This window comes from Streptomyces fradiae (genome assembly GCF_041270065.1).
Lineage (GTDB): Bacteria > Actinomycetota > Actinomycetes > Streptomycetales > Streptomycetaceae > Streptomyces.
In genome coordinates this window covers 1329193-1348458 of record NZ_CP065958.1, presented here as the reverse complement: position 1 = coordinate 1348458, position 19266 = coordinate 1329193, and the positions used below count along the sequence as shown (strand labels likewise).

Annotated in this window: 15 protein-coding genes; 12 read left to right on the top strand and 3 right to left on the bottom strand. The window is 71.2% G+C overall.

All coding sequences use genetic code 11. From position 1 onward, the window contains the following. Positions 1-46 precede the first annotated feature (46 nt). On the top strand, positions 47-2512 hold the full coding sequence (locus JAO84_RS05920; RefSeq protein WP_370411061.1) for a bifunctional (p)ppGpp synthetase/guanosine-3',5'-bis(diphosphate) 3'-pyrophosphohydrolase: 2466 nt from the start codon (positions 47-49) through the stop codon (positions 2510-2512). 75 nt (positions 2513-2587) lie between these two features. On the opposite strand, the gene JAO84_RS05915 is transcribed toward JAO84_RS05920, so the two are convergent. Next, positions 2588-3817: a DUF349 domain-containing protein gene (locus tag JAO84_RS05915; RefSeq protein ID WP_265867165.1), complete on the bottom strand. Its 1230-nt coding sequence runs from the start codon at positions 3815-3817 to the stop codon at positions 2588-2590. A 211-nt stretch (positions 3818-4028) separates the two neighbouring features. After that, positions 4029-4820 (bottom strand): peptidylprolyl isomerase, encoded by a 792-nt coding sequence (locus tag JAO84_RS05910; RefSeq protein ID WP_370411059.1) that lies wholly within the window; start codon positions 4818-4820, stop codon positions 4029-4031. 164 nt (positions 4821-4984) lie between these two features. Here JAO84_RS05910 and JAO84_RS05905 point away from each other — a divergent pair, with 164 nt between their 5' ends. The 5 genes from JAO84_RS05905 (at position 4985) to rpsD (ending at position 10132) form a co-directional block, all read left to right on the top strand. Continuing rightward, the gene (locus JAO84_RS05905; RefSeq protein ID WP_370411057.1) at positions 4985-5695 is read left to right on the top strand and encodes an MBL fold metallo-hydrolase; all 711 of its coding nucleotides are present in this window, start codon (positions 4985-4987) and stop codon (positions 5693-5695) included. 10 nt (positions 5696-5705) lie between these two features. Next, on the top strand, positions 5706-6971 hold the full coding sequence (gene hisS / locus JAO84_RS05900; RefSeq protein ID WP_370411055.1) for a histidine--tRNA ligase: 1266 nt from the start codon (positions 5706-5708) through the stop codon (positions 6969-6971). Positions 6972-7121: 150 nt separating this feature from the next. Continuing rightward, on the top strand, positions 7122-7748 hold the full coding sequence (locus JAO84_RS05895) for a vitamin K epoxide reductase family protein (protein WP_370411053.1): 627 nt from the start codon (positions 7122-7124) through the stop codon (positions 7746-7748). Positions 7749-7812: 64 nt separating this feature from the next. Further along, the gene (locus JAO84_RS05890) at positions 7813-9168 is read left to right on the top strand and encodes a replication-associated recombination protein A (protein ID WP_370411051.1); all 1356 of its coding nucleotides are present in this window, start codon (positions 7813-7815) and stop codon (positions 9166-9168) included. A 349-nt stretch (positions 9169-9517) separates the two neighbouring features. Continuing rightward, a complete protein-coding gene (rpsD, locus tag JAO84_RS05885; protein WP_265867159.1) occupies positions 9518-10132 on the top strand; it encodes a 30S ribosomal protein S4 in 615 nt (204 codons plus the stop codon). A gap of 34 nt (positions 10133-10166) precedes the next feature. Here rpsD and JAO84_RS05880 read toward each other — a convergent pair whose 3' ends face one another. Further along, positions 10167-12368: an AAA family ATPase gene (locus tag JAO84_RS05880; protein ID WP_370411049.1), complete on the bottom strand. Its 2202-nt coding sequence runs from the start codon at positions 12366-12368 to the stop codon at positions 10167-10169. A 174-nt stretch (positions 12369-12542) separates the two neighbouring features. Here JAO84_RS05880 and JAO84_RS05875 point away from each other — a divergent pair, with 174 nt between their 5' ends. The 6 genes from JAO84_RS05875 (at position 12543) to JAO84_RS05850 (ending at position 19250) form a co-directional block, all read left to right on the top strand. Then, positions 12543-13004 (top strand): DUF948 domain-containing protein, encoded by a 462-nt coding sequence (locus JAO84_RS05875; RefSeq protein ID WP_370411047.1) that lies wholly within the window; start codon positions 12543-12545, stop codon positions 13002-13004. Between the two features lie 5 nt (positions 13005-13009). Beyond that, complete coding sequence (locus tag JAO84_RS05870; RefSeq protein WP_370411045.1) at positions 13010-13366, top strand: hypothetical protein; 357 nt, start codon at positions 13010-13012, stop codon at positions 13364-13366. Further along, positions 13366-16035 (top strand): alanine--tRNA ligase, encoded by a 2670-nt coding sequence (gene alaS, locus JAO84_RS05865; RefSeq protein WP_370411043.1) that lies wholly within the window; start codon positions 13366-13368, stop codon positions 16033-16035. The genes JAO84_RS05870 and alaS overlap by 1 nt, the downstream gene beginning before the upstream one ends. Before the next feature lie 94 nt (positions 16036-16129). After that, entirely contained in the window at positions 16130-16594 is a 465-nt protein-coding gene (ruvX, locus tag JAO84_RS05860; RefSeq protein WP_123954413.1) for a Holliday junction resolvase RuvX, read from the top strand. A 101-nt stretch (positions 16595-16695) separates the two neighbouring features. Next, positions 16696-18426, top strand: coding sequence for an endolytic transglycosylase MltG (gene mltG / locus JAO84_RS05855; protein WP_370411040.1), 1731 nt, complete (start codon positions 16696-16698; stop codon positions 18424-18426). Then, positions 18423-19250, top strand: a complete 828-nt coding sequence (locus JAO84_RS05850) for a shikimate dehydrogenase (protein ID WP_370411038.1) — start codon at positions 18423-18425, stop codon at positions 19248-19250. The genes mltG and JAO84_RS05850 overlap by 4 nt, the downstream gene beginning before the upstream one ends. The last annotated feature ends 16 nt before the right edge of the window (positions 19251-19266 follow it).

Genomic DNA, 19266 nt, shown 5'->3' with positions numbered 1-19266 from the left:
CTTTCCGGGCCTGACCGGGGGACCCGGAAATGCCCGAGGAGCGCTCTTGCCAGACGAGGCCCAGCCACTCTCCGCCGCGCAGCCCGACAAGCAGGCCGACCAGGCCGCGCAGGGCACAGCCGCGCCCCAGAACCCGCCCGCGGAGAACAGGCCCCGGCCCGCGGCGCCCGCTCCGGCCCCGTCCGCCCGGCCCACGCCGGCCCCGCCCGCCCGCTCCGGCGGCTCCTCCAGCCGCGTCCGGGCCCGGCTCGCCCGCCTCGGCGTCCAGCGCTCGTCCCCGTACAACCCGGTCCTCGAACCGCTGCTGCGGATCGTCCGCTCCAACGACCCGAAGATCGAGACGGCGACCCTGCGCCAGGTCGAGCGCGCCTACCAGGTCGCCGAGCGCTGGCACCGCGGCCAGAAGCGCAAGAGCGGCGACCCGTACATCACCCACCCGCTCGCCGTCACCACGATCCTCGCCGAGCTCGGCATGGACCCGGCGACGCTGATGGCCGGACTCCTCCACGACACCGTCGAGGACACCGAGTACGGCCTGGAGGACCTGCGCCGCGACTTCGGCGACCAGGTCGCCCTCCTCGTCGACGGCGTCACCAAGCTCGACAAGGTCAAGTTCGGCGAGGCCGCGCAGGCCGAGACCGTCCGCAAGATGGTCGTCGCCATGGCCAAGGACCCCCGGGTCCTCGTCATCAAGCTCGCCGACCGCCTGCACAACATGCGCACCATGCGCTACCTCAAGCGGGAGAAGCAGGAGAAGAAGGCCCGCGAGACCCTGGAGATCTACGCCCCGCTGGCGCACCGGCTGGGCATGAACACCATCAAGTGGGAGCTGGAGGACCTCGCCTTCGCGATCCTCTACCCCAAGATGTACGACGAGATCGTCCGGCTCGTCGCCGAGCGCGCGCCCAAGCGGGACGAGTACCTCGCGATAGTGACCGACGAGGTCCAGGCCGACCTGCGGGCCGCCCGTATCAAGGCCACCGTCACCGGCCGGCCGAAGCACTACTACAGCGTCTACCAGAAGATGATCGTCCGCGGCCGGGACTTCGCGGAGATCTACGACCTGGTCGGCATCCGCGTCCTCGTGGACACCGTCCGCGACTGCTACGCGGCCCTCGGCACCGTCCACGCGCGATGGAACCCGGTCCCCGGCCGGTTCAAGGACTACATCGCGATGCCGAAGTTCAACATGTACCAGTCGCTGCACACGACGGTCATCGGCCCCAACGGCAAGCCCGTCGAGCTGCAGATCCGCACCTTCGACATGCACCGCCGCGCCGAGTACGGCATCGCCGCGCACTGGAAGTACAAGCAGGAGGCCGTCGCCGGCGCCTCCAAGGTCCGCACCGACGTGCCCAAGGGCGGCGGCAAGGACGACCACCTCAACGACATGGCGTGGCTGCGCCAGCTGCTCGACTGGCAGAAGGAGACCGAGGACCCGGGCGAGTTCCTGGAGTCGCTGCGCTTCGACCTGTCGCGCAACGAGGTCTTCGTCTTCACCCCCAAGGGCGATGTCATCGCGCTGCCCGCCGGCGCCACCCCGGTCGACTTCTCGTACGCCGTCCACACCGAGGTCGGCCACCGCACCATAGGGGCCCGGGTCAACGGCCGGCTCGTCCCGCTCGAGTCCACCCTCGACAACGGCGACCTGGTGGAGGTCTTCACCTCCAAGGCGGCCGGCGCCGGACCCTCCCGGGACTGGCTGGGCTTCGTCAAATCGCCGCGCGCCCGCAACAAGATCCGCGCCTGGTTCTCCAAGGAGCGCCGCGAGGAGGCCATCGAGCAGGGCAAGGACGCCATCGCGCGGGCCATGCGCAAGCAGAACCTGCCGATCCAGCGCATCCTCACCGGCGACTCGCTGGTCACCCTCGCCCACGAGCTGCGCTACACCGACATCTCCTCGCTGTACGCGGCGATCGGCGAGGGCCATGTCACCGCCCAGTCCATCGTGCAAAAGCTGGTCCAGGCGCTCGGCGGCGAGGAGGCCGCGACCGAGGACATCGCCGAGGCCGCCCCGCCGACCCGCGGCCGCGCCAAGCGCCGCTCCAACGCCGACCCGGGCGTGGTGGTCCGGGGCGTCGAGGACGTCTGGGTGAAGCTGGCCCGCTGCTGCACCCCGGTGCCCGGCGACCCGATCATCGGCTTCGTCACCCGCGGCAGCGGCGTATCGGTTCACCGCAGCGACTGCGTCAACGTGGAGTCGCTGTCCCGGGAGCCCGAGCGGATCCTGGAGGTCGAGTGGGCCCCGACCCAGTCCTCGGTCTTCCTGGTCGCCATCCAGGTCGAGGCGCTGGACCGCTCGCGGCTCCTCTCGGACGTCACCCGGGTCCTCTCGGACCAGCACGTCAACATCCTCTCGGCCGCCGTCCAGACGTCCCGCGACCGAGTGGCCACCTCCCGCTTCACCTTCGAGATGGGCGACCCCAAGCACCTGGGCCACGTCCTGAAGGCGGTCCGGGGCGTGGAGGGCGTGTACGACGTGTACCGCGTGACCAGCGCCCGCAGGCCGTAACAGCGAGTCGGTACGAGGAAGGGCCCCCGGCACCAGGTGCCGGGGGCCCTTTCCCGTAGCGCTACGGGGCCGGCGTCAGCCGCCGAACTCCTGCAGGCCCTTCAGGGCCTGGTCCAGCAGGGCCTGGCGGCCCTCCAGCTCCTTGGCGAGCTTGTCGGCCCGGGCGTCGTTGCCGGCGGCACGGGCCGTGTCGATCTGCTTCTGCAGCTTGTCGACGGCGTCCTGCAGCTGACCCGTCAGACCGGCCGCACGGGCCCGCGCCTCCGGGTTGGTGCGACGCCACTCGTTCTCCTCGGCGTCCTGGATGGCGCGCTCCACCGCGTGCATCCGGCCCTCGACCTTCGGACGCGCATCGCGCGGCACGTGGCCGATGGCCTCCCAGCGCTCGTTGATCGAGCGGAAGGCGGCCCGGGCGGCCTTCAGGTCCGAGACCGGAACCAGCTTCTCCGCCTCGCCCGCGAGCTCTTCCTTCAGCTTGAGGTTCTCGACCTGCTCGGCGTCACGCTCGGCGAACACCTCGCTGCGGGCCGCGAAGAACACGTCCTGGGCGCCGCGGAAGCGGTTCCACAGGTCGTCCTCGTGCTCGCGCTGGGCCCGGCCCGCCGCCTTCCACTCCGCCATCAGCTCGCGGTAGCGGGCGGCCGTCGCACCCCAGTCGGTGGAGTTCGACAGCGCCTCGGCCTCGCCGACCAGACGCTCCTTGATCTTGCGGGCGTCCTCGCGCTGCGCGTCGAGCGCCGCGAAGTGGGCCTTGCGGCGCTTGGAGAACGCCGACCGGGCGTGCGAGAAGCGGTGCCACAGCTCGTCGTCGGACTTCCGGTCGAGCCGCGGCAGGCCCTTCCAGGTGTCCACCAGGGCCCGCAGCCGCTCGCCGGCGGCCCGCCACTGCTCGCTCTGCGCCAGCTCCTCGGCCTCGGTGACCAGCGCCTCCTTGGCGGAGCGCGCCTCGTCGGCCTGCTTCGCCTTCTGGACCTTGCGCTCCTCGCGGCGCGACTCCACCGACTCGGCCAGCTTGTCGAGCCGGACCTTCAGCGCGGCGAGGTCGCCCACCGCGTGGTGCTCCTCGACCTGCTGCCGGATGTGGTCGATGGCCGCCGTGGCGTCCTTGGCCGACAGGTCGGTGGTCCGCACCCGCTTCTCGAGGAGGCCGATCTCGACCACCAGCCCCTCGTACTTGCGCTCGAAGTAGGCCAGCGCCTCCTCAGGGGTGCCGGCCTGCCACGATCCGACGACCTGCTCGCCCTCGGCCGTACGCACGTACACGGTGCCCGTCTCGTCGACGCGGCCCCACGGGTCGCTGCTCACAGCGCCTCCTCCACATGATGCCGTCGCGGGGGCCTCGACCCCCGGGCATCGTCCACGGTTTCCCGGCGGGTCTCGCCCGCCCTCCACAGCGCGGCCGTCGGCCTGCGCTGTACAACGCCAATCTAGGCGAACGGCGGCCCGGCTGTCCGCACTCAGCGCGACCGAAATTCAACGGTCGTACGCAGGTGTGGTCGCCGGGCCGCCCCCGCACTCACTTCTTGGCGACGGTCGCCTTCTCGATCGTGACCGCCTTCTGCGGCGCGCCGTCACCGGCACCGCCCTGGACGCCCGCCTTCGCCACGTCCTCGACGACCTTCAGGCCGTCCGCGTCGAAGGTGCCGAACGGGGTGTAGTTCGGCGGGAGCTTGGTGTCCTTGTAGACGAGGAAGAACTGGCTGCCGCCGGTGTTCGGGCCGGCGTTCGCCATCGCCACGGTGCCCTTCGGGAAGGTGACCGAGCCGTCCTGGCCGGCCTTGCCGAGCCCGTTCAGGTTCTCGTCCGGGATGGAGTAGCCCGGGCCGCCGGTGCCGTCGCCCTTCGGGTCGCCGCACTGGAGCACGAAGATGCCCGAGGTGGTCAGACGGTGGCACTTGGTCCCGTCGAAGTACTTCTTGTCGGCGAGGTGCTTGAAGGAGTTCACGGTGTGCGGGGCCTTCGCCGCGTCCATCGTGACCTTGATGTCGCCGACGTTCGTCTTGAGGGCCATCGTGTACGTGGCCTTCTGGTCGATCGACATCGCCGGCTCGGGCTGCCCCGAGGGCGTCGGCTCCGCGCTCGGGGTGTCGCTCGCGCTCGCCGCGCTGTCGCTCTTGGTGTCGTCCTTGTCGGCGCCGGTCAGGGCCACCGAGGCCCACACCGCGAGACCGGCGGCGAGCACCACCGCGAGCGACGAGGCGATGACGGTGTTCCGGCGCGACTTGCGCTGCGCCTCGGCACGCCGCTGCTGCTGCCGCGCGTACTTCTCCCTGGCGAGCTGCCGCCGCCGCTGATCGCTGGTGACCACCGGGTCCGCTCCCTTTCGATCGAGTGTTCCTGTCCTGGTCGGATGTGCCCGTACCGTATACGGGTTGGCTGTGGAATACGCACCGCCGGTAGGCTCTGATCTGCTGCATTCCGCTGCGTTCCGCACTGGCGCAGCCAACTGCCGGACGACAAATAAGGACGATCGTGCTGATTGCCGGGTTCCCCGCCGGGGCCTGGGGGACCAACTGTTATGTGGTCGCCCCCGCCGCGGGCGAGGAGTGCGTCATCATCGACCCGGGCCACCAGGCCGCCCAGGGGGTCGAGGAGACGCTGAAGAAGCATCGGCTCAAGCCCGTCGCCGTGGTCCTCACGCACGGCCACATCGACCACGTCGCCTCCGTCGTCCCGGTCTGCGGCGCCCATGACGTACCCGCGTGGATCCACCCCGCCGACCGGTACATGATGAGCGACCCGGAGAAGGCCCTCGGCCGCTCCATCGGGATGCCCCTCATAGGCGAGCTGACCGTGGGCGAGCCGGACGACGTGCACGAGCTCACCGACGGTGCCGCGCTGAAGCTCGCGGGCCTCGACTTCTCCGTCGCGCACGCGCCCGGGCATACCAAGGGGTCGGTGACCTTCCGGACGCCGGAGACCACGGAGATCCCCTCCGTCCTCTTCTCCGGCGACCTGCTGTTCGCCGGCTCCATCGGACGCACCGACCTGCCCGGCGGTGACATGGACGAGATGCTCGCATCGCTGACCCGCGTGGTCCTGCCGCTCGAGAACTCGACCGTCGTCCTGTCCGGCCACGGTCCCCAGACGACCATCGGCCAGGAGCGCGCCACCAACCCGTATCTGCGGCAGGTGACGGCTGGCCTCGGGAGCGAGACGCAGGCTCCCCGACGAGGAATGTGACAAGACTTTCGTGAGCACCTTCAAGGCCCCCAAGGGCACCTTCGATCTCATCCCGCCGTTCTCGGCGACCTATCTCGCGGTCCGTGACGCGATCTCCGCACCCCTCCGGAAGTCCGGATACGGGTACGTCGAGACCCCCGGCTTCGAGGACGTCAACCTGTTCGCGCGCGGTGTCGGCGAGTCCACCGACATCGTGACCAAGGAGATGTACACCCTCACCACCAAGGGCGGCTCCAACCTCGCCCTGCGCCCGGAGGGCACGGCCTCCGTCCTGCGCGCGGCCCTGGAAGCCAACATGCACAAGGCCGGCGGGCTGCCGGTCAAGCTCTGGTACAGCGGCTCGTACTACCGCTACGAGCGTCCGCAGAAGGGCCGCTACCGCCACTTCTCGCAGGTCGGTGCCGAGGCCATCGGCGCCGAGGACCCGGCGCTCGACGCCGAGCTGATCATCCTGGCCGACCAGGCCTACCGCTCGCTCGGCCTGCGCGAGTTCCGCATCCTGCTGAACTCGCTCGGCGACAAGCAGTGCCGCCCCGTCTACCGCGAGGCCCTCCAGACCTTCCTGCGCGGTCTCGACCTCGACGAGGAGACGCTGCGCCGCGCCGAGATCAACCCGCTCCGGGTCCTCGACGACAAGCGTGCCGACGTGCAGAAGCAGCTGGTCGACGCCCCGCTCCTCAAGGACTATCTGTGCGAGGAGTGCAAGGCGTACCACTCCGAGGTGCGTGAGCTGCTCACCGCGGCGGGCGTGGCCTTCGAGGACGACGACAAGCTGGTCCGCGGCCTGGACTACTACACCCGGACCACCTTCGAGTTCGTCCACGACGGACTCGGCTCGCAGTCCGCGGTCGGCGGCGGCGGCCGTTACGACGGTCTGTCCGAGATGATCGGCGGCCCCGCGCTGCCGTCCGTCGGCTGGGCGCTCGGCGTGGACCGTACGGTCCTCGCGCTCGAGGCCGAGGGCATCGAGCTCGACATCCCGCCGGCCACCAGCGTCTTCGCGGTGGCGCTTGGCGACGAGGCGCGCAAGGTGCTGTTCGGGTTCGTCACGCGACTCCGCAAGGAAGGCGTGGCCACGGACTTCAGCTACGGCGCGAAGGGCCTCAAGGCCCACATGAAGAGCGCCAACCGCTCCGGCGCCCGCTTCACCCTCGTCGCCGGCGAGCGCGACCTCGCCGAGGGCGTGGTCCAGCTCAAGGACATGGAGTCCGGCGAGCAGACGGCGGTCGCCCTCGACGAGCTGGTCGACGCGGTGAAGGCGAAGCTCGCCGTCTGATCCGTACCGGCTGTACGTGAGAGAGGCCCCCGGCACCCGGTGCCGGGGGCCCTCCGCGTTCGCTCACACCGTCCGTACGACCGGGTGCGGCAGAATGACCCTGCCCCGGTCGGCGGAGACGACGGAAACGACGAAGAGCGAGTGAGCGACATGACCAAGGCAGCGGCCGCGAGCGGGACCGCGGCGGGGGAGGACTCCCGCACCATCGGCGGGAGCCGCGCCTTCGCCTGGCTCCTGGTGATCACCGGGGCGGCGGGACTGCTCGCCGCCTGGATCATCACCATCGACAAGTTCAAGCTCCTGGAAGACCCGAACTTCGTCCCCGGGTGCAGCCTCAACCCCATCGTGTCCTGCGGGAACATCATGAAGAGCGAGCAGGCCTCGGTCTTCGGCTTCCCGAACCCGATGCTCGGCCTCGTCACGTACTCCGTGGTGATCGCGATCGGCGTCGGCCTGCTCGCGGGCGCCCGCTACCGCCGCTGGTACTGGCTCGGCCTCAACGCCGGCACCCTCTTCGGCGTCGGCTTCTGCACCTGGCTGATGCAGCAGTCGCTGTACGAGATCAACTCGCTCTGCCTCTGGTGCTGCCTCGCCTGGGCCGCCACCATCGTCATGTTCTGGTACGTGACCTCGCACAACGTGCGCAACGGGGTGCTGCCCGCGCCGGCCGGGCTGCGCACCTTCTTCTCGGAGTTCACCTGGGTGCTCCCGGTGCTGCACATCGGCATCATCGGCATGCTGATCCTGACCCGCTGGTGGGACTTCTGGACCAGCTGAGCGACCGGCCGGGCACGGGCCGCGCGGACCGGACTGTCAGTGCGGTGACCTAGGCTTCATGACCGTGGAGCCCGACCTTTTCACCGCAGCAGCCGAAGAACGCCAGGAGAAGGACCCGACCAGCAGCCCGCTGGCCGTCCGGATGCGTCCGCGCACCCTCGACGAGGTCGTGGGCCAGAGCCATCTGCTCAAGCCCGGCTCCCCGCTGCGCCGCCTGGTCGGCGACGGCACCGGCGGACCGGCCGGCGCCTCCTCGGTGATCCTCTGGGGCCCGCCCGGCATCGGCAAGACCACCCTCGCCTATGTGGTCTCCAAGGCCACCAACAAGCGCTTCGTGGAGCTGTCCGCGATCACCGCCGGCGTCAAGGAGGTCCGGGCCGTCATCGACGGGGCCCGCCGGGCCGTCGGCGGATTCGGCAAGGAGACCGTCCTCTTCCTCGACGAGATCCACCGCTTCTCCAAGGCCCAGCAGGACTCCCTCCTGCCGGCCGTCGAGAACCGCTGGGTCACCCTGATCGCCGCCACCACCGAGAACCCGTACTTCTCGGTGATCTCCCCGCTGCTCTCCCGCTCCCTGCTGCTCACCCTGGAGCCGCTCACCGACGCCGACCTGAGCGGACTGCTGCGCCGCGCCCTCGACGAGGAGCGCGGGCTCGGCGGGGCCGTCGGGCTCGACGAGGACGCCGAGGCGCATCTGCTGCGGATCGCCGGCGGCGACGCCCGGCGCGCCCTGACCGCCTTGGAGGCGGCGGCCGGCGCGGCCATCGCCAAGCAGGAGAAGACCATCACCCTGGAGACGGTCGAGGAGACCGTCGACCGGGCGGCCGTGAAGTACGACCGGGACGGCGACCAGCACTACGACGTGGCGAGCGCGCTGATCAAGTCGATCCGCGGCTCCGACGTGGACGCGGCGCTGCACTATCTGGCCCGGATGATCGAGGCGGGGGAGGACCCGCGGTTCATCGCCCGGCGCCTGATGATCTCGGCCAGCGAGGACATCGGCCTCGCCGACCCGAACGCCCTGCCGCTCGCCGTGGCCGCCGCCCAGGCCGTCGCCATGATCGGCTTCCCCGAGGCGGCGCTCACCCTGAGCCACGCCACCATCGCGCTTGCGCTCGCCCCGAAGTCCAACGCGGCGACGAACGCGATCTTCGCCGCCCGCGCCGACGTCCAGGGCGGCCTCGCCGGCCCCGTACCGCCGCATCTGCGCGACGGCCACTACAAGGGCGCCGCCAAACTGGGCCACGCCCAGGGGTATGTGTATCCGCACGACGTGCCGGGCGCCATCGCCAGCCAGCAGTACGCGCCGGACGCGGTCCACGGCAAGCAGTACTACGAGCCGACGCGCTACGGCGCGGAGGCGCGCTACGCGGACGTGGTGGAGAAGGTGCGGGAGCGCCTGAAGGGCGAGGGCGGCTGAGAGGGCCCGGCGCGAGGCGCCCGGTGGACCCGGTACACTGACCCGAAGTGCTGCGTCCTGTGTCCGGCTCCGGCCGGCATCACCAGAACAGGACGGACAGCCGGAGTCCCGGCCTTCGGGCGGGGTCTCCAGGAGCGTCGCGCACCTTCGAAGGTGTCGCGGGCAACCCACCACCACCGGGATTCCCCGGAGCAGGCGGTGGGTCGTTCGCGTGCTGCACGTATGTGCCCAGACCAGGGAGCGGCTGCCCGGCAGGTCCCCTGCGGACCCGACGGGTTTCCCGGCTGCGGATTGCGACCTCCCTAAACCCTGGTGAAGCCGTATTCGAAACAGTGAGAGAGGTTGGTTCATGCCGAACCAGTCCCGTCCCAAGGTCAAGAAGTCGCGTGCCCTCGGCATCGCGCTGACCCCGAAGGCCGTCAAGTACTTCGAGGCCCGCCCCTACCCGCCCGGCGAGCACGGCCGTGGCCGCAAGCAGAACTCGGACTACAAGGTCCGTCTGCTCGAGAAGCAGCGTCTGCGCGCCCAGTACGACATCAGCGAGCGCCAGATGGCCCGCGCCTACGACCGCGCCAAGAAGGCCGAGGGCAAGACGGGCGAGGCGCTGGTCGTCGAGCTCGAGCGTCGTCTCGACGCCCTGGTCCTGCGTTCGGGCATCGCCCGCACCATCTACCAGGCCCGCCAGATGGTCGTCCACGGCCACATCCAGGTCAACGGTGGCAAGGTCGACAAGCCGTCCTTCCGCGTCCGTCCCGACGACGTCGTGATGGTCCGCGAGAAGTCGCGCAACAAGACCCTGTTCCAGGTGGCCCGCGAGGGTGGCTTCGCCCCCGACGGCGAGACCCCGCGCTACCTGCAGGTCAACCTGAAGGCCCTGGCCTTCCGCCTCGACCGCGACCCGAACCGCAAGGAAATCCCGGTCGTCTGCGACGAGCAGCTGGTCGTCGAGTACTACGCCCGCTGATCATCGGCGCGCAGTAGTACCACCCCCGCGGTGTTCAGCCCGCCGCTTCCCCACCCGACACGGTGGGGGAGCCGGCGGGCTTCCGCGTGTCCGGGACCGGTGCCCGGCCGGTACGGAAGGGGCGCGGCGCCGCCGCCCCCGCGCCGTTCCCGGTGGCCGGTTCCCGGCGGTCAGCGAGCGCCCGGTCCACCGCCGCGTCGAGCGGGAGCCGCTCGCCCTCCCGGTACCAGGCGCCGTACGCCTCCCCGCCGAGCAGCTCGCCCGCCTGCCGGGCGCACAGCACGCGGGCCCCGTTGAAGTTGCTCGAACCGAACAGCGGCAGCCCCACCGACTGCCACACCGGCATCGCCGCCCCCTGCAGCAGCGCCGCCTCCGCCGGATCCTCCTCGACCACCGTCACCAGCGCGAGCAGCTCGATCCCGAGCACCAGACCCACCAGATCGTGGAAGGCGTGGTTGATCGTCACGCACTCGGTGAGCAGCTCCCGCGCGGACACCGGATCGCCGTCCGTCAGCGCCGCATAGGCGAGGACGTACAGCGCGTACGCCCGGGTCCACCGCTCCCCGCGCTCCTCGCAGACCTCCCGCACCTCGGCGCACAGCGCGACCGCACCCTCCAGATCACCCTGGAAGGCCCGCGCCATCGCCAGCTCCACCTGCCCCATCAGCACATTGCTGTTCAGCTCGCCCAGCTCGCGGTACGAGTGCAGTGCTGTGCCGAGCAGCTCCTCGGCCCGCGGCAGCTCGTCCGAGATGAGGGCCAGACACCCCATCCGGTGCGTCGCGTACGCCTCCGCCAGCGCGTTCCCGGTGATCCGGGCCCGCTCCCCGCACTCGTGCAGCGCCGCCACCGCCGCCGTCGGATCGCCCTGCAGCACCGCCACGTACCCGAGCACCCACAGCGCCTTGAGCCGGGCGTCCTCGTGCAGCGCCACCGGCTGGTGCGAGCCGGCCGTCACCGCCCGGTCCAGCCAGTGCCGGCCCTCCGACAGGCGTCCGCAGCCCGCCCAGTAGAACCACAGCGTCCCCGCCAGATGCTGGGCGAGCGCCGTGTCCTCCGCCGACTCCAGGCACAGCTCGAGGGCCGCCCGCAGATTCGGCAGCGCCACGTCCGTCGCCGCCGCCACCTCCGCCTGCCGCGGGCTGAACCACTCCAGCTCGCACCAGGTGGCCAGGCCCATGTACCAGTCCCGGTGCCGGCGCCGCATCCGCTCGGTGTCGCCGAGCGCCGCCAGCCACTCCGCCCCGTACGCCCCGACCGTGTCGAGCATCCGGTAGCGCGGGCCCGCCACCGTGTCCTCGCGCGCCACGAGCGACTGCGCGAGCAGCTCGCCGAGCACGTCGAGCACCCGGTCCGCCGGCAGCTCGGCGCCCCCGCACACGTACTCCACGGCCTCCAGGTCGAACGGACCGGCGAACACCGAGAGCCGCGCCCACAGCAGCCGCTCCTCCGGCGTGCACAGCTCATGGCTCCAGCCGATCGCCGTGCGCAGCGTCTGATGCCGGGGGAGCGCGCCGCGCCGTCCGCCGTCGAGCAGCCGGAAGCGGTCCTCCAGGCGCGCAAGGAGCTGCTCCGGCGTGAGCAGCGGCAGCCGCGCCGCCGCCAGTTCGAGCGCCAGCGGGATCCCGTCGAGCCGCCGGCACAGCTCCCGCAGGATCTCCGGATCCCCGCCCGCGACCCCGCCCGCGTCCGGCCCCGCGTCCGGCCCCGCGCCCGCCTCCGTCGCCCGCCCCGTGAGCAGCTCCAGCGCGTCCGCCGCGCCCATCGGCGCCAGCGTGCACACCGCCTCGCCGTCCACCCGCAGCGGCCGGCGGCCCGCCGCGAGGACCGTGAGCCCCGGACAGCCGGCGAGCAACTCCCGCAGCAGCCCCGCGCACTCGTCCACCAGATGCTCGAAACCGTCCACCACGAGCAGCAGCCGCCGCTCCGCGAGGTGTTCGAGGAGGACCTCGCGCGGCGGGCGCACCGTGTGGTCGGTCAGCCCGAGCGCCTCGACCAGGGCGTGGGCCACCAGGCCCGGGTCGCGCAGCGCGCTCAGCTCGGCGAGCCGCACCCCGTCGACGTAGCGTTTCTGCAGTGCCGCAGCAGCCCGCAGGGCGAGCCGGGTCTTGCCCACTCCGCCCACTCCGACCACCGTGACCAGCCGGAACTCGGCGATCATCCGGGCCAGTCGGTCCTGTTCGGCGGCCCGGCCCACGAACCGGTTCAGTTCCGCCGGGAGATTGCTCCGTCGCATGGCACACGGAGCGTACTCATCCGCGCGCACTCCGTACAATCGGCGTACGCAACTCCCCTCCCACAGGCGGTAATGCGGTGCGGCCGGGGAGCTCGGGCGCGATAGGGTCGGAGGACGTGTACACACGGGTCCGACGACCGACCGGGACCCGACGACAGCAGAGAGCGGTGCAGCGTGACCGGTGGTGAGGTTGCCGGGATCCTGGTGGCCGTGTTCTGGGCGATCCTCGTCTCCTTCCTCGCCGTGGTGCTGGTGAGGCTGGCGCAGACGCTCCGGGCGACCACCAAGCTCGTCGCGGACGTGACCGAGAAGGCCGTCCCGCTGCTCGCCGACGCCTCCGCGACCGTGCGCTCCGCGCAGACCCAGCTGGACAAGGTCGACGCCATCGCGTCCGACGTCCAGGAGGTCACCTCCAACGCCTCCGCCCTCGCCGGCACCGTGGCCTCCACCTTCGGCGGCCCGCTCGTCAAGGTCGCGGCCTTCGGCTACGGGGTGCGCAGGGCGCTGGGCCGGGACCGGGGCGCGGACCCGGACCGGGGCCGGGGCCGCCAGGACGCGCCCGCCGCGGCCGACCGGCGTACTGTGATCGTCGGCCGTACCGTGCCGTCCGCACGACGCCGGAAGCAGAAGGGCTGAGCACGATGTTCCGCCGTACGTTCTGGTTCACCGCGGGCGCGGCCGCCGGCGTGTGGGCCACCACCAAGGTCAACCGGAAGCTCAAGCAGCTGACCCCGGAGAGCCTGGCCGCGCAGGCGGCGAACAAGGCCGTCGAGACCGGCCACCGGCTCAAGGACTTCGCCCTCGACGTGCGGGCGACCATGCTCCAGCGGGAGGCCGAGCTCGGCGCGGCCCTGGGCCTGGACGCCCCGCCGCCCGTGGAGCAGGAGCGCGAGCTGCCAGGACCGCGCCGCCGCGCGGCGCTCGGCGGCCGTCCCGCCGACGACACGACCACCTATTCGTTTTCGTACAAGTCTGACAACCGGAATGAGGACCACTGATGGAGTCGGCTGAAATCCGCCGCCGCTGGCTGAGCTTCTTCGAGGAGCGCGGGCACACCGTCGTCCCTTCGGCGTCGCTCATCGCGGACGACCCGACTCTGCTCCTCGTCCCGGCCGGCATGGTGCCCTTCAAGCCCTACTTCCTGGGTGAGGTCAAGCCGCCCTTCGCGCGCGCCTCCAGCGTGCAGAAGTGCGTGCGCACGCCCGACATCGAAGAGGTCGGCAAGACCACCCGCCACGGCACGTTCTTCCAGATGTGCGGCAACTTCTCCTTCGGCGACTACTTCAAGGAAGGCGCCATCAAGCTCGCCTGGGAGCTGCTGACCACCCCGGTGGAGCACGGCGGCTACGGGCTCGAGCCGGAGAAGCTCTGGATCACGGTCTACCAAGACGATGATGAAGCCGAGGCCATCTGGCGCGACGTCGTGGGCGTGCCCGCCGAGCGCATCCAGCGCCTGGGCAAGAAGGACAACTTCTGGTCCATGGGCGTCCCCGGTCCCTGCGGCCCCTGCTCCGAGATCAACTACGACCGCGGCCCCGAGTTCGGCGTCGAGGGCGGCCCGGCCGTCAACGACGAGCGGTACGTCGAGATCTGGAACCTCGTCTTCATGCAGTACGAGCGGGGCCAGGGCATCGGCAAGGAGGACTTCGAGATCCTCGGCGACCTGCCGTCCAAGAACATCGACACCGGCCTCGGTCTCGAGCGCCTGGCGATGATCCTCCAGGGCGTGCAGAACATGTACGAGACCGACACCCTCAAGGTCGTCATCGACAAGGCCACCGAGCTCACCGGCGTCGCCTACGGCAAGGCCCACGACTCCGACGTCTCGCTGCGCGTGGTCGCCGACCACATGCGCACCTCCGTCATGCTCATCGGCGACGGCGTCACCCCCGGCAACGAGGGCCGCGGCTACGTGCTGCGCCGCATCATGCGCCGCGCCGTCCGCAACATGCGACTGCTCGGCGCCACCGGCCCGGTCGTCGGCGAGCTCGTCGACACGGTCATCCGCACCATGGGCGAGCAGTACCCGGAGCTGGAGACCGACCGCAAGCGCATCGAGACGGTCGCCCTCGCCGAGGAGGCCGCGTTCCTCAAGGCCCTCAAGGGCGGCACCAACATCCTCGACACCGCCGTCACCGAGACCAAGGCCGCCGGCGGCACGGTCCTCGCCGGCGAGAAGGCCTTCCTGCTCCACGACACCTGGGGCTTCCCGATCGACCTCACCCTGGAGATGGCCGCCGAGCAGGGCCTCTCCGTGGACGAGGACGGCTTCCGCCGCCTGATGAAGGAGCAGCGGGAGCGGGCCAAGGCCGACGCCCTGGCCAAGAAGACCGGCCACGCCGACCTCACCTCGTACCGCGAGATCGCCGACACCGCGGGTGCCACGAGCTTCACCGGCTACACCAACACCGAGGGCGAGACCACGGTCGTCGGCCTCCTGGTCAACGGTGTCCCGGCGCCGGCCGCCTCCGAGGGCGACGACGTCGAGGTCGTCCTCGACCGCACCCCGTTCTACGCCGAGGGCGGCGGCCAGCTCGCCGACCACGGCCGCATCAAGCTGCACTCCGGCGCGGTCATCGAGATCCGCGACGTGCAGCAGCCGGTCCCGGGCGTCTCCGTGCACAAGGGTTCGGTGCAGGTCGGCGAGGTCACCGTGGGCGCCACCGCCTACGCCGCCATCGACGTGCGCCGCCGCCGGGCCATCGCCCGCGCCCACAGCGCCACCCACCTCACCCACCAGGCGCTGCGCGACGCCCTGGGCCCGACCGCCGCCCAGGCCGGTTCGGAGAACTCCCCGGGCCGCTTCCGCTTCGACTTCGGCTCGCCGAACGCCGTCCCCGGCGCCGTCCTCACGGACGTCGAGCAGAAGATCAACGAGGTGCTCTCGCGCGAGCTCGACGTGCACGCCGAGGTCATGCCGATCGACGAGGCCAAGCGCCAGGGCGCCATCGCCGAGTTCGGCGAGAAGTACGGCGAGCAGGTCCGCGTCGTCACCATCGGCGACTTCTCCAAGGAGCTGTGCGGCGGCACCCACGTGCACAACACCGCCCAGCTGGGCCTGGTGAAGCTGCTCGGCGAGTCCTCCATCGGTTCCGGCGTGCGCCGCATCGAGGCCCTGGTCGGCGTCGACGCGTACAACTTCCTGGCCCGTGAGCACACGGTCGTCGCCCAGCTCCAGGAGCTGGTCAAGGGCCGCCCGGAGGAGCTGCCGGAGAAGATCTCCTCGATGCTCGGCAAGCTGAAGGACGCCGAGAAGGAGATCGAGAAGTTCCGCGCCGAGAAGGTGCTGCAGGCCGCCGCCGGTCTGGTCGACTCCGCCCGCGACATCCGCGGCGTCGCCCTGGTGACCGGTCAGGTCCCGGACGGCACCGGCGCCGACGACCTGCGCAAGCTGGTCCTCGACGTCCGCGGCCGCATCCCGTCCGACCGCCCGGCCGTCGTGGCCCTGTTCACCACGGCCAACGGCAAGCCGCTCACGGTCATCGCCACCAACGAGGCCGCTCGCGAGCGCGGCCTCAAGGCCGGCGAGCTGGTCCGCACGGCCGCCAAGACCCTCGGTGGCGGCGGTGGCGGCAAGCCGGACGTCGCCCAGGGCGGCGGCCAGAACCCGGAGGCTGTCGGCGAGGCCATGGCCGCCGTCGAGCGTCAGGTGGCGGGAAACTCGTGAGCGACGCTCGCGCGGCCGCCGGTCCGCAGACGACGACGATGGCCGCACCTCTGCGCCGCGCGAGCGGAGAAGCTCACCAGGAGGTGCGGTGACGATGCGCCGAGGACGTCGGATCGCCGTCGACGTCGGGGACGCCCGGATCGGGGTCGCCTCGTGCGACCCCGACGGGGTCCTGGCCACGCCGGTGGAGACCGTGCCGGGGCGTGACGTCCCGGCCGCCCACCGGCGGCTGCGCCAGATCGTCGAGGAGTACGAGCCGATCGAGGTCGTCGTGGGCCTGCCCCGCTCGCTCAGCGGGCGGGAGGGCCCGGCCGCGACCAAGGTCCGCGCCTTCGCCCGGGAGATGGCCAAGGGCATCGCCCCGGTCCCGGTCCGGCTGGTCGACGAGCGGATGACCACGGTGACCGCGACCCAGGGCCTGCGGGCCTCGGGCGTGAAGTCCAAGAAGGGGCGGTCCGTGATCGACCAGGCCGCCGCTGTGATCATCCTGCAGAACGCTCTTGAGTCCGAACGGGTATCAGGTAATCCGCCCGGTGAGGGCGTCGAAGTGGTCATCTGATCGCGATACGGTAACGTTCCGCGCGATGCGGCGGTGTTCGAACAGCTGCCGCACAACGTAGAGGCGGAACGTCCGGAAGCCTCGCGGCTGTTTGGGGATCGATGACTGAGTATGGCCGGAGCCCCGGCTCCGAACCGTGGCACCCCTCGGACCCCTTGTACGGGGACCAGGGGTGGGAGGGCCAGCAGCAGTACCCGCAGCAGCAGTACCCGCAGCAGGCTCCGTACGGCCACCAGGACCCGTACGCCCAGCAGCAGACGTACGCCGGCGGCCCCTACGAGCAGCAGCAGTCGCACGATCCGCAGCAGTACCCGCAGGGCTACGGCCAGCAGTACGGCGAACAGCAGTACGGGGAGCCGGCCGGTTACGACACGCCCGGCTACCCCGCACAGCAGTACGACGCCACCTGGGAGACGGGCCAGGCGGCGATGCCGTACAACGCCCCGCCCGCCGATCCGTACGGCGGCCAGCAGCCCGACCTCTACGGCACCCCCGAGGCCTACCCCCCGCCGCAGCCCCCCGGCCGGCGCCGGGCCCCGCAGCAGCAGCCGGTGACCGACTGGGACGCGGAGCCGGAGGAGGAGAACCACCCCTTCTTCACCGGCGAGGACGCTCCCGGCAACGAGTCCGAGCGCTACGACGACGACGCGTACGACGACGACTACGACGACGAGCCGGACGGCCGCCGCTCGGGCCGCCGCGGCGGGAAGAACGGCCGGGGCGGCAAGGGCGAGAAGGGCAAGAAGGCCAAGAACGGCATGGCCTGCCTGGTCGTCGCGGTCGTCCTGGTCGGCGGCGTGGGCGGGGTCGGCTACGTCGGCTACAAGTTCTGGCAGGGCCGCTTCGCGGAGGCACCGGACTACGCGGGCCAGGGCACCGGCGAGGTCCAGGTCGAGATCCCCAGGGACTCCGGCGGCTACGCGATCGGCAACATCCTCAAGAAGGCCGGCGTGGTCAAGAGCGTCGACGCCTTTGTCTCGGCTCAGCAGAAGAACCCCAAGGGCATCACCATCCAGGCGGGTGTCTACACCCTGAAGAAGGAGATGTCGGCGGAGAGCGCGGTGGCGCTGATGCTGAACACGGCCGTCAGCCAGGCGAACCTCATCATTCCCGAAGGCAAGCGCAACGCCTGGGTCTACGCGGAGCTCGACAAGCGCCTCGAACTCAAGCCAGGCACCACCAAGGACGTCGCCCACAAGCAGGCCAACAACCTGGGTCTGCCCGACTGGGCGAAGAACCACGCCGAGGTCAAGGACCCGCTGGAAGGATTCCTCTTCCCCGCGAGCTATCCGGTCGCGAAGGGTGCGAAGCCCGAGGACGTGCTGCGCAAGATGGTGTCCCGGTCGGCCGCCGAGTACGGCAAGCTGGACCTTGACGCCAAGGCCAAGGAGCTCGGTCTCAAGGGCCCGTGGGAGCTCGTCACGGTCGCGAGCCTCGTGCAGGTCGAGGGCAAGTACAAGCACGACTTCGACAAGGTCTCGCGGGTCGTCTACAACCGTCTCAAGCCCGGAAACATGGAGACCGTCGGCCGGCTGGAATTCGATTCCACGGTCAACTACCTGCGCGGCGAGAGCACCCTCGACGTCGGCACAGTCAAGGACCTGCGGCAGATCAAGGACCCGTACAACACGTACCGCGTCCAGGGCATCATTCCCGGCCCGATCAGCAACCCGGGTCTCGACGCGGTCAATTCCGCCATGAACCCGACGCCGGGCCCGTGGTACTACTTCGTGTCGATCAACGAGAACAAGACCGTCTTCGCCGTGACGATCGCGGAGCACAACAAGAACGTCGCGGAGTACGAGAAGGAGCGGGAGAAGTCCGGGCAGTGAGCACACGACACAGGGCGGCCGTCCTCGGCTCGCCCATCGCCCACTCGCTCTCCCCGGTCCTGCACCGGGCCGCGTACGCCGCGCTCGGCCTCGACGACTGGTCCTACGGACAGTTCGAGGTCGACGAGGCGGCGCTGCCCGGGTTCGTCGGCGAGCTCGACGCGTCGTGGGCCGGGCTCTCGCTGACCATGCCGCTCAAGCGGGCGATCATTCCGCTGCTCGACGAGATCACCGACACGGCGGCCTCGGTCGAGGCCGTCAACACGGTGGTGTTCACGGAGGACGGGCGCCGGGTCGGCGACAACACCGACATCCCCGGCATGATCGCCGCGCTGCGCGAGCGGGGCGTCGAGAAGGTCGACTCCGCCGCCGTCCTCGGCGCGGGCGCCACCGCCTCCTCGGCGCTCGCCGCCCTCGCCCGGATCTGCTCGGGCCCCGTCACCGCGTACGTACGGAGCGAGGCCCGCGCCGGCGAGATGCGCGGCTGGGGCGAGCGGCTCGGCGTGGACGTGCGCACGGCCGCCTGGGGCGATGCGGCGGAGGCCCTCGCCGCGCCGCTGGTGGTCGCGACCACCCCGGCCGGGACGACCGACGCCCTGGCCGGCGCCGTCCCCGACGCCCCCGGCACCCTCTTCGACGTGCTCTACGACCCCTGGCCCACCCGCCTCGCCGCCGCCTGGTCGGCGCGCGGCGGGAAGGTCGTCGGCGGGCTCGACCTCCTGGTGCACCAGGCGGTGCTCCAGGTCGAGCAGATGACCGGCCGCACGCCGGGGCCGCTGGCCGCGATGCGGGCGGCGGGGGAGCGGGCGCTCGCCGAGCGCTGAGCGCCGGCGGAGGCGC

What these genes read in the sequence shown, in the direction of transcription:
- JAO84_RS05895 (WP_370411053.1), top strand. Translation starts at nt 7,122, where the DNA reads ATGACCAAGGCAGCGGCCGCGAGCGGGACCGCGGCGGGGGAGGACTCC.
- rpsD (WP_265867159.1), top strand. Translation starts at nt 9,518, where the DNA reads ATGCCGAACCAGTCCCGTCCCAAGGTCAAGAAGTCGCGTGCCCTCGGC.
- JAO84_RS05880 (WP_370411049.1), bottom strand. Translation starts at nt 12,368, where the DNA reads ATGCGACGGAGCAATCTCCCGGCGGAACTGAACCGGTTCGTGGGCCGG.
- JAO84_RS05870 (WP_370411045.1), top strand. Translation starts at nt 13,010, where the DNA reads ATGTTCCGCCGTACGTTCTGGTTCACCGCGGGCGCGGCCGCCGGCGTG.
- alaS (WP_370411043.1), top strand. Translation starts at nt 13,366, where the DNA reads ATGGAGTCGGCTGAAATCCGCCGCCGCTGGCTGAGCTTCTTCGAGGAG.
- ruvX (WP_123954413.1), top strand. Translation starts at nt 16,130, where the DNA reads ATGCGCCGAGGACGTCGGATCGCCGTCGACGTCGGGGACGCCCGGATC.
- mltG (WP_370411040.1), top strand. Translation starts at nt 16,696, where the DNA reads ATGACTGAGTATGGCCGGAGCCCCGGCTCCGAACCGTGGCACCCCTCG.